The following is a 9,796-nucleotide window of genomic DNA, read 5'->3' on the forward strand; positions in this document are numbered from 1 at the left end:
CCTACCGCCAGGCGCGGACCCAGTCGACGGTGAGGGTCGAGGTGGTCGGTGACGACAGCCGTCGGGCCGCCCAGCCGGAGCCCCAGATCTGCGCCAGGACCAGGTTGAACGGCTTGTCGAACGGCGCGGGCGCGCGGACGTTGGTCGGCACCCAGCGGTGGGACCAGCAGAACTGGCCGTCGTAGAAGAACCGCATCTCGGTCGGCGACCACTCGACGGTGTAGGTGTGGAAGCCGGTGGTCGCCGTGGGCACGGCGCAGTCGCGCCCGGTGCTCTCCTGGCGGCCCTCGCCGACGTAGTGGACCGACGGGTACACGTGGGTCTGGTCGTTGCCGAACCACTCGGCGACGTCGATCTCCCCGGAGAGCGGCCACTTGCCGTACGCGTGGTCCTCGGGAGCGAGCCAGAACGCGGCGTGGCCGCCGGTGGCGTCGGAGAAGCGGAGGCGGGCCGAGAACCGCCCGTAGGTCTGCGTGAACCGCGCGCTGGTCGTGACGGTCGCGACCTCGGAGCGGGTGGTGACCGGGGCGAAGGGGCTGCGGCACAGGAACATCTGGGGGTGGATGGTCGCGGTCAGGCGCAGCGTCCCGCCCGCGACGGCGACGGTGCGGGCGTTGTCCCGGTAGCACCCGCCCTGCCCGGTGAACACGCCGGTCCGCGCCGTGTCCTGGGCCATCCAGCGGGTGCGGTCCAGCGCGGTTCCGTTGAAGTCGTCGTGGAAGCTGCAGGACCAGTACGTGCCGTCGGCGCGCTGCGGGCGGGGGCCGCAGGCGTCGGAGGGCGCCGAGGCGGCCGGGACGGCGACGTGCCGGACGCGGCGTGACTTGCTCGCCCGGCCCGCGGCGTGGGCACGGAACACGCGCGTACGACCGGGGGCCGGCAGGGTGATCGTGAACCGCCCGGCCGCCGAGGACCGGCGGACGGCGACCGTGGCCCACCGGCCGCTCGTGCGCATCTGCAGGCGGACGGAGGTCCGGGGCCGGGCGAGTCCGCGGAAGGTCACGGACGTCCCGGCGCGGACGGGGCGCTTCAGCACGGGGACCGCTCGCGCGTGGGCCGCCGCGGCCGCGGCCTGCGGCACGCCGGCCGACGGGGTCGCGGGCGCCGGTGCCACCAGCAGGCCCAGCGCGAGCGTCGCGACGACGGTGGCGACGGCGATCCGCCGCCGCCGGAACCGGGTACGCCGGCGCTCGGACGGTGCTGCTCCCACGCTGACCATCGCTGCTCCTCGTTCCGCGTGCGCTGACGCCTCGACAGGGTCGTTTCGGCACGAGCTCGCCACGCGGGCGAGGTCGGCGTCACAGTAGTGGGACGAGGTCGGCGAGGCGAGGGTTCGGCGCAATTCTCCTCAGGAGTCGATCCGGCGCTCGCCGGCGACGGGCACGACCGCGACCGCCAGCAGCGGCAGCGCCGCCGCGAGGGCGTACGCCGCGCCGTACCCCCAGGCGGCGATGGTGAGTCCCGCGACGGGCGGGACGGCGACGGCGGCGACGTGCTGGGCGGTGTTCTGCAGGCCGAGGGCGCGTCCCGACCAGAACGGGCCGGCGCGCTCGGCGACGGCGGTGAAGGCCAGGCCGTTGTCGGCGACGGTGACCGCGGACGCGACGACGAGCAGCCCGACGGCGAGCACCGTCAGCGGTGTCGAGCCGGCGGCGCCGGTCGCGGCGAGGCCGAGCAGGGCCATGGTGGCCGCGGCCAGGAAGGCGACGGCGCGCATCGGCCGCATCCGGCTGCCGACGAGGTCGGAGGCCCAGCCGGCGCCGATCCGGGCGGCGGCACCGGCGGCCTGGGTGCCGGCGACGACCAGGCCGGCGACGCCCGGCGACCAGCCGAGGTCGTCGACCAGCCAGGTCAGGCCGAAGGTCCACACCAGGAACTGGGGGACGACGAGCAGCACCGACGCGGCATGGATCCGGGTGAGATAGCTGTCCGCCCGGTAGGGGTTGGCCGTGCCGACCCCGCCGGTCGCGGCTGGTCGGGGCGGGTCGAGGACGACCAGGGCGACGAAGCCCATCATCAGCACGGCGGCCCCGGTCGGCACCCACAGGGCCGGGCCGATGCCGTGGTGATGGGCGATGACGGCGACCGTGCCGGCGGCGAGCCCGACGCCGAGCGGCTGACCCGTCTGCCGGATCCCCATCGCGATGCCGCGCCGCTCGGGCGGGAACCAGCCGACCACGACCCGGCCCGAGGCGGAGTTCGTCGCGGCGGCGCCGACCCCGGCGAAGCAGAGGGCGGCGGCCATCGGCCACGGCGAGGCGAGGACGGCGGCCACGCCACCGCCGACCGCGGTGACGAGCAGCCCGGCGAGCAGCGCGAACCGCTCCCCGCGCCGGTCGACCACCAGGCCCCAGAGCACCAGGGTGAACATCATCCCGGTCATCGACGCCGCGGCGACGACCCCGGCCTCGGCGAGGCTCATGCCGTACCCGCCCTCGGCGATCGGCCGGTGCAGCTCGGGGATCAGGAAGCTCGGCGCGGTGACCATCGCGGACGTCGCGGCCTGAGCGCCGGTGCCGGCCGCCAGCATCGCCCAGCGGCGGGCGGCGGAGACCGTCGCCGGCGCCGGGCGGCGCGCGGCGGAGGTCGTGCTCATGGCCCCAGTAGACGCCCGCGGGCCGGCGCGGGACCGCCGGATCTCATGGGAGGAGGTGTGAGAAATGCGGCACCCGCGCCGGCCCGGCCGGGCCGGCGGCCCAGCGACCTAGCGGCCGAGCAGCTTGCGCAGCACCGCGAGCCCGGTCAGGGCCGCGATCGCGCCGAGGACCGCCGCCTGGAGCGGGGTCGGCTGGGGAGCACGGAGCCGAGGTCGAGCGGCGGGTTCTCCGCCGGGGCGACCGGGCGCGGCGCCGCGGCCGCCGGGGCGGCAGCGGCCGCAGCCGAGGCAGCGGCGGAGGCAGCGGCGGAGGCAGCGGCGGGAGCGGCGCCCCGTGGCTGGGTCAGCTCGTCGGCCAGCCGGGTGGCGAACTGCCCGACGATCTTGTTGCTCACGTCCTGCATCAGCCCGCGCCCGAACTGCGCGGGCCGGCCGGTCACGTCCAGCTCGGTGGTGACGTGGACGGCGGTGTTGTCGCGGTCGAGCTCCTCGAGCCGGGCGGTGATCCGGGCGGCGGCGGTGCCGTTGCCGCGGGCGTCCTTGGCGCGCCCGTCCATCACCATCACGTGGTCGGCGGCGTTGCGCTCGAGGATGGTGGCGGTGCCGAGGTAGTTGAGCATCACCGGGCCGAGCTTGACCTTCACCGCGCCCTCGAGGACGTCGCCCTCCATCCCCGCCAGGGTCGCCCCGGGCAGGCACGGCGCCACGCGCTCGAAGTCGAGGAGGGCCTCCCAGGCTCGGTCGGTGGTCACCGGCACGGTGAACGTGTGGTCGAGCTGCATCTCAGATCTCCTTGGGTACGTCGAGGGCGGGGGCGGCGTGGGGTGCGTCGGCGTGCTGACCCGGCTCGGAGCGGTCGGCCGCGAAGCGCAGCAGGTGGTAGACGACGATCGTGCCGACCCCGCTGAGCGCGATGCCCGCGAAGACGTAGTCGCCGAGCGTGAGCGTGTAGTTCGCGGCGCCGACGACGAGGCCGAGGGCGGCGGTCGTGAGGTTGACCGGGTCGCGGAAGTCGACCTCCGCGGCGACGTACATCCGCAGGCCCATGCAGGCGATCATGCCGAAGAGGATCGTGGAGACGCCGCCCAGGACCCCGAGCGGGACCGCGCCGACGAGGGCACCGAACTTCGGGCAGATGCTGAGCGCGATCGCGATGCCCGCGGCGATCATGTAGGCCGCGGTGGAGTAGATCCGGGTCAGCGCCATGACGCCGATGTTCTCGGCGTAGGTGATCTGGCCGGAGCCGCCGAACAGGCCGGACACGGTGGTCGCGACGCCGTCGCCGACGATCGCGTTGCCGATGCTGGAGTCGAGGTTGCGCTCGCACATCGCGCTGACCGCCTTGACGTGCGCGGCGTTCTCGACGACGAGCACCAGCAGCACCGCCGGTACGACGAGCAGGATGGCCTGCAGGCTGAACGTCGGCGTGGTGAACTCCGGCCAGCCGAGCCAGGCCGCCTCGCGCACCGGGTCCAGGTCGACCCGGCCGAGCCCGGCCGCGAGCAGGTAGCCCGCGGCGACGCCGATGAACACGGCGAGCCGGCTGATGAACCCGCGCAGCAGCACGCTGACCAGCACGACGACGGCGAGCGTGACCGAGGCGAGCAGCCCGTCGTCCTGGTAGCTGGACCACGCCACCGGCGCGAGGTTGAGGCCGACCATCGTGACGATGGTGCCGATCACCACGGGTGGCGCGATCCGGTCGATGATCTGGTAGCCGACCTGGTTGATGATCAGGCCGGTGATGATGAGGGCGACGCCGGTGGCGACCAGGCCGCACAGCGCGGCCGCGTAGCCGCCCTGCGCCTGGGCCGCGAGCACCGGCGCGATGAACGCGAACGCCGAGCCGGTGTACGACGGCACCTTGTTCCGGGTGATCACCAGGAACAGCAGCGTGCCGACGCCGCTGAAGAACAGGGTGGTGCTCACCGGGAAGCCGGTGAGGATCGGGACCAACGTCGTCGCGCTGAACATCGCGATGACGTGCTGGGCGCCGAGTCCCGCCATGCGCGGCCAGGCCAGCCGCTCGTCCGGCGTGACCACGCGTCCCGGGATGACCTTCTTGCCGTCCCCGTGCAGGGACCAACTGAGCAGTGCCATGGAGGCTCCTCGGATGTGTATCCGTTCACCGGATACGGCCTACGAATATTCGCCAAGTAAGTCCCTGCCTTGCCCGGGTTGTCAATAGTCACTGGGCAAAAGAATTCTCCCCAAGCGTGCCCCCTTGACAGCGATCGGAACCGAGGGCTCTACTTCATTCAGCGAAATCAACATTCGCTCAGCGGATAGGAGCAAGTGACATGGCAGGTTCGTTCAGGGTCTCGGTGGACACCGGTGGGACCTTCACTGACGTGATCGGGGTCGACGCCTCCTCCGGAGAGCTGTTCGCGGTCAAGACCCCGAGCAACCGCGAGGACCCGAGCCGCGCGCTCCTCGAGGGCGTGGCCAAGGTGCTCGAGGCCGCGGGCAAGACGCCCGAGGAGATCGAGCTCGTCATCCACGGCACGACGACGGCGACGAACGCCGTCCTGGAGCACGAGTTCGACGGCATCGGGCTGCTGGTCACGACCGGCTTCCGGCACCTCGTCGAGATCGCGCGCCAGTCGGTGCCGGACGGCTACGGCAACTCGTACTTCTGGGTGAAGCCGCCCCGGATCGTCCCGCTGCACCTGGTGCGTGAGGTCCCCGAGCGCCTCGCGTACGACGGTGCGGTGCTCGAGCCGCTCGACCTCGACGCCGTGCGCACCGCCGCGGCCGAGCTGGTCGAGTCCGGCGTCAACCGGCTCGGCGTGTGCCTGCTGCACGCGTACGCCAACGACAAGCACGAGCGCGAGATCGGCCAGATGCTCGCCGAGGAGTTCCCCGACCTCTTCGTCTCGCTCTCGTCGGTGGTGCTCCCCGAGTACCGCGAGTACGAGCGGGCGATGACCACCCTCATCGACGTGATGGTCAAGCCCTACTGCAAGACCTACCTCGGCGCCGCGCAGCGCGACCTCAACGAGGTCACCGGCGGCCGCCCGTTCCTCATCATGCAGTCCAACGGCGGTGTGGTCTCGGCCGAGACGGCCGGCGACAAGCCCGTCACGATGCTGCTCTCCGGCCCGGCCGGCGGCGTCCTCGGCGCGATCGAGGCGGCCCGCAGCGCCGGCGTGCGCGACCTGATCACCCTCGACGTCGGCGGTACGTCGACCGACGTGGCCCTCATCGAGGACCTCAAGATCCGGCTCACCAGCGAGACCGTCATCGAGAACTACCCGGTCAAGGTGCCGATGATCGACATCGCCACCGTCGGCACCGGCGGCGGCTCGATCGCCTGGCAGGGACCGGGCGAGTCGCTCAAGGTCGGCCCCAAGAGCGCCGGCGCCTACCCGGGCCCGATCTCGTACGGCCGTGGCGGCACCGCGCCGACCGTGACCGACGCGGCCGCCATCCTCGGCCGGCTCCCCGACGCGCTCGTCGGCGGTGAGCTCAACCTCGCCAAGGACGCCGCTCGCACCGCCTTCGACGCCTTCGGCACCCAGTTCGGCCTCAGCGCCGAGGAGGCCGCGGCCGGCGTCCTGGAGGTGGCGGTGATCGGCCAGGTGGCCGGGATCCGCCAGGTCTCCACGCTCAAGGGCCGCGACCCGAGTGCCTACGCCCTCGTCGCCTTCGGTGGCGCCGGGCCGCTGCTGGCCAACGAGGTCGCCGAGGCGCTCGGCATGCGCCGGGTGCTCGTGCCCCCGACGCCGGGCAACCTGTCCGCCTTCGGGCTCCAGGTCTCCGACGTCAAGCGCGACTACGTCCGCACCCTGGTCCGCGACCTCGACGCCGGCAACGACGCCACCGTCGTGGACGAGATCGAGAAGGTCTGGCTCGAGCTGGAGGCCGCGGGGCGCGGCGAGCTGCGCGCCGAGGGCGTGCCGACCGAGCAGGTCTCGCTCGTGCGCGGAGCCGACCTCCGCTACGTCGGTGAGGGCTACGAGGTCTCCGTCGTCATCGACGACCTCGCCGGCGACGCCGCCGTGCGGGCCGTCGAGGCGGCGTTCCACGAGGAGCACAACCGGGTCTACGGCTTCTCCTACGCCGGCGAGCAGCAGGTCGAGGTCGTGGCGCTGCGCGTCCAGGCCCTCGGCGAGCTGCACCGCCCGACGCTGGCCACCGCACCGAAGACCGGGAGCGGCGGCGCGCCCGAGCCGACGGGCAGCCGCTCCGTCTACTGGCGCTCCACCGGCTGGATCGAGTGCCCGACGTACGACCGGGCGAGCCTCGGCGACGGCGACGCGGTCGCCGGCCCCGCGATCGTCGAGGAGTACGGCTCCACCTACGTCGTCCCCACCGGCTGGGACGCCACCGTCGACCACTTCGGCAACATCCTCAGTGAAAGGAAGGACGCGTGAACACCACCAGGAAGCTGGGGCCGATCGAGCTCGAGGTCATCACCGGGACGATCCGCTCGGCCGAGGTCGAGATCGAGGCGGCCGTCGAGCGCGCCGCCCGCTCGCCGATGATCCGCGACCAGCACGACTACCGCGTCGGCCTGTACGACGCCCGCGGGCGCAAGCTCACCGGTCGCTCCTACGGCAGCCTGATCGAGCCCGTCTTCGAGTTCTTCGGCGACGACATCAACCCGGGCGACGTCTTCTTCTGGAACGACCCCTACAACAGCGCCGGGTCCTGCGGCCACGTGCCGGACCTGTGCACGACCGTGCCGATCTTCGTCGGCGACCGGCTGATCGGCTTCAGCCAGGTCTTCGGCCACCACGACGACGTCGGCGGCTGCGTCCCCGGCAGCCTCCCCGTGCAGGTCCACGACCAGTGGGGCGAGGGACTCGTCGTCCCGCCGATCAAGCTCTACGACCGCGGCGTGCTCAACGAGACCGGCTTCCGGATCATCGAGCGCAACTCGCGGCTCTCCGAGCACCTGCGTGGCGACATCGACTCCGAGATCGGCGCCTGCCAGCTCGGCTCGCGCCGCCTGGTCGAGCTCGCCGAGCGCTACGGCATCGAGACGCTGGAGGCGGGCTTCGACGGGATCATCGAGAACTGCGCGCGGACCATCCGCGAGGAGCTGTTCCCGAAGATCGAGGACGGTGTCTACACCTTCGAGGACTACATCGAGTGTGACGGCTTCACCCGTCAGCTCTTCGCGATGCGGGTCACGATGACCAAGACCGCCGACAAGATCACCCTCGACTTCAGCGGCACCGACCCCGAGGCCGAGGGCCCGATCAACTGGGCGATCGACTACTGCGACGGCCGCTTCGTCCGCAAGTGGATGGCGCCGGTGCTGCGCTGCCTGGCCAGCTCGCCGGAGCGCGCGGCCGAGATCGACATCAACGAGGGCGCCCTCGACGTCATCGACGTGGTCTTCCCCGAGAAGGGCACGCTCATCACGCCGCACTTCGGGCGGCCGACCGGCCTGCGGTTCTTCATCCTGCTGCGCTCGCTCGGCATCTTCGCTGGTGCGCTCGCCAAGGCGACCGGCGGCCAGATGCCGGCCGACCACGAGACGATCCGGATCTGGGGCATGCACAGTCGCGACGAGCAGGGGAAGCTCAGCCTGTTCCGCGAGGTGCTCGGCGGCGGCGGTCCCGGCCGGCCGTGGGCCGACGGCAGCGACGTCGTCCACATCGTGCCCAACTCCCGGAACCTGCCGGCCGAGTTCTCCGAGCAGCGCTACCCGGTGCTGGTCGAGCAGCTCGCGCTGCGGCCCGACTCCGGCGGCGCCGGCAAGCACCGCGGCGGCCTCGGGTACGACAAGCGGATCCGTGCGCTCAAGGACTGCATGCTCCTGTCGAACGCCGACCGCACCGACCTCAACCCCTACGGCGTCAACGGCGGCCAGGCCGGCGGCAACTACTCGATCCTGCTGCAGCGCGCCGACGGCACCGAGGAGGTGCTCGACGGCATGGTCGACAACGTCCCGGTCCGCGAGGGCGACGTCGTCCGGCTGTGCACGACCGGTGGCGGCGGCTGGGGCGACCCGCTGGCCCGCGACCCCGAGACGGTCCGGTACGACGTCCTGTGCGGCAACGTCACGCTGGCCGCGGCCGAGGGCTTCTACGGCGTCCGGCTGGTCGGCGAGGGTCCCGGGCTGAGCGTCGACACGGCCGGCACCGAGGAGCTGCGCGCCAAGCTCACCGCCGAGCGCGGCGACGTCGCGATGTTCGACCGCGGCGAGCACTTCGAGCGGATCAAGGCCGACGGCGGCGTGCGCTGGCCCGAGGGCTGGAGCGACCCCGACGACTGCCTCGCCGGGCGGTCCTGAGGAGCATGGGACCGACTGCGCCGGAGGAGGTGCCGATGAACGACGTGACCTGGGTAGTGTGGGATCAGCCTCACGAGCTACGAAGGGAGGGTGGTCGTGGCCGACAAGAAGGGCCGGACCGGCAGCAGCGCGGCGGCGGCCGAGGCCTCCTCGCCGACGCTGCAGGGAGTCTCCCGGGCGCTCCGGGTCCTCGACGTGGTCGCCCAGCGGCCGATGCGGACGACCGAGCTGTCCGAGGAGCTGGGCATCTCGTGGGCGACGCTGCAGCGGACGCTGGCGCAGCTCGAGGCCGACGAGTTCATCACCCGCGACGAGCGGGGCAACTTCCACATCGGGCGCAAGACCTGGCTGCTGGGCAGCACCTACCTGGTGGGGCACCGGCTGATGGAGCTCGCGGTGCCGCTGCTGACCCGCGAGTCCAGCCTGGTGCCCACCTCGGTGCTCCAGCTGGTCGAGCGCAGCGGCGACACGACCGTGGTGCTGTTCTCCCGCGAGGCGGCCTCCAAGGAGGTCATCACCCGGACGACCTACGGTCACCACTTCCCGCTGCACTGCGGCTCCAAGGGCTGGGTCTTCCTGGCCAACGCGGAGCCGGAGTTCATCGACCGCTACCTCTCCGAGCCGCTGATCTCGCTCACCCCGGCGACGGTCACCGACCCCGACGAGCTGCGCGAGCGGCTGGCCGAGGTGCGCGAGCAGGGCTATGCCGTGACGGTCGGCGACGTCCAGTCCTTCACGGGCTCGGTGGCGGCGCCGGTCTTCAACGACGAGGGTCAGGTCGAGGCCTGCATCTGCGCGGTCTCGCGCCGGTCCAGCCTGACCGGCGACAAGCAGGAGCAGATCGTCGAGCTGGTGCAGCGCGTCGCGCAGACGCTCTCGCTCGGACTGGGTTGGCAGCCGTTGCGGCACGCCAAGGTGGTCCAGCGGAGCTGACCCGCGGCGTCGTGCCGGCC

7 protein-coding genes are annotated in these 9,796 nt (G+C 72.5%); 3 read left to right on the forward strand and 4 right to left on the reverse strand.

Going from position 1 to position 9,796, the window contains the following annotated elements:
- Window position 1: 1 nt before the first annotated feature.
- From M0M48_RS25600 to M0M48_RS25615, 4 genes are all read right to left on the reverse strand, one after another.
- Window positions 2-1,219: a glycoside hydrolase family 16 protein gene (locus M0M48_RS25600; RefSeq protein WP_257753275.1), complete on the reverse strand. Its 1,218-nt coding sequence runs from the start codon at window positions 1,217-1,219 to the stop codon at window positions 2-4.
- A 129-nt stretch (window positions 1,220-1,348) separates the two neighbouring features.
- Window positions 1,349-2,596 carry an MFS transporter gene (locus M0M48_RS25605; protein WP_257753276.1) on the reverse strand — a complete coding sequence of 416 codons (1,248 nt, stop codon included), beginning with the start codon at window positions 2,594-2,596 and terminating at the stop codon, window positions 1,349-1,351.
- Between the two features lie 146 nt (window positions 2,597-2,742).
- Window positions 2,743-3,378, reverse strand: a complete 636-nt coding sequence (locus tag M0M48_RS25610) for an SRPBCC family protein (RefSeq protein ID WP_257759274.1) — start codon at window positions 3,376-3,378, stop codon at window positions 2,743-2,745.
- 1 nt (window position 3,379) lies between these two features.
- Window positions 3,380-4,696: a uracil-xanthine permease family protein gene (locus M0M48_RS25615; RefSeq protein ID WP_257753278.1), complete on the reverse strand. Its 1,317-nt coding sequence runs from the start codon at window positions 4,694-4,696 to the stop codon at window positions 3,380-3,382.
- A gap of 200 nt (window positions 4,697-4,896) precedes the next feature.
- Between M0M48_RS25615 and M0M48_RS25620 the strand changes: the two genes are divergently transcribed.
- The 3 genes from M0M48_RS25620 (at window position 4,897) to M0M48_RS25630 (ending at window position 9,776) form a co-directional block, all read left to right on the forward strand.
- Window positions 4,897-6,972: a hydantoinase/oxoprolinase family protein gene (locus M0M48_RS25620; RefSeq protein ID WP_257753279.1), complete on the forward strand. Its 2,076-nt coding sequence runs from the start codon at window positions 4,897-4,899 to the stop codon at window positions 6,970-6,972.
- The gene (locus M0M48_RS25625) at window positions 6,969-8,843 is read left to right on the forward strand and encodes a hydantoinase B/oxoprolinase family protein (RefSeq protein ID WP_215813977.1); all 1,875 of its coding nucleotides are present in this window, start codon (window positions 6,969-6,971) and stop codon (window positions 8,841-8,843) included. Before M0M48_RS25620 ends, M0M48_RS25625 begins: the two co-directional genes overlap by 4 nt.
- A gap of 96 nt (window positions 8,844-8,939) precedes the next feature.
- Window positions 8,940-9,776 carry an IclR family transcriptional regulator gene (locus M0M48_RS25630; protein ID WP_215813976.1) on the forward strand — a complete coding sequence of 279 codons (837 nt, stop codon included), beginning with the start codon at window positions 8,940-8,942 and terminating at the stop codon, window positions 9,774-9,776.
- The last annotated feature ends 20 nt before the right edge of the window (window positions 9,777-9,796 follow it).

The sequence above is a fragment of the Pimelobacter simplex genome (assembly GCF_024662235.1).
In the GTDB taxonomy this organism is placed as follows: domain Bacteria; phylum Actinomycetota; class Actinomycetes; order Propionibacteriales; family Nocardioidaceae; genus Nocardioides.

Coding starts and splice junctions, on each gene's coding strand:
- M0M48_RS25600 (WP_257753275.1), bottom strand. CDS start 1,219: ATGGTCAGCGTGGGAGCAGCACCGTCCGAGCGCCGGCGTACCCGGTTC.
- M0M48_RS25605 (WP_257753276.1), bottom strand. CDS start 2,596: ATGAGCACGACCTCCGCCGCGCGCCGCCCGGCGCCGGCGACGGTCTCC.
- M0M48_RS25610 (WP_257759274.1), bottom strand. CDS start 3,378: ATGCAGCTCGACCACACGTTCACCGTGCCGGTGACCACCGACCGAGCC.
- M0M48_RS25615 (WP_257753278.1), bottom strand. CDS start 4,696: ATGGCACTGCTCAGTTGGTCCCTGCACGGGGACGGCAAGAAGGTCATC.
- M0M48_RS25620 (WP_257753279.1), top strand. CDS start 4,897: ATGGCAGGTTCGTTCAGGGTCTCGGTGGACACCGGTGGGACCTTCACT.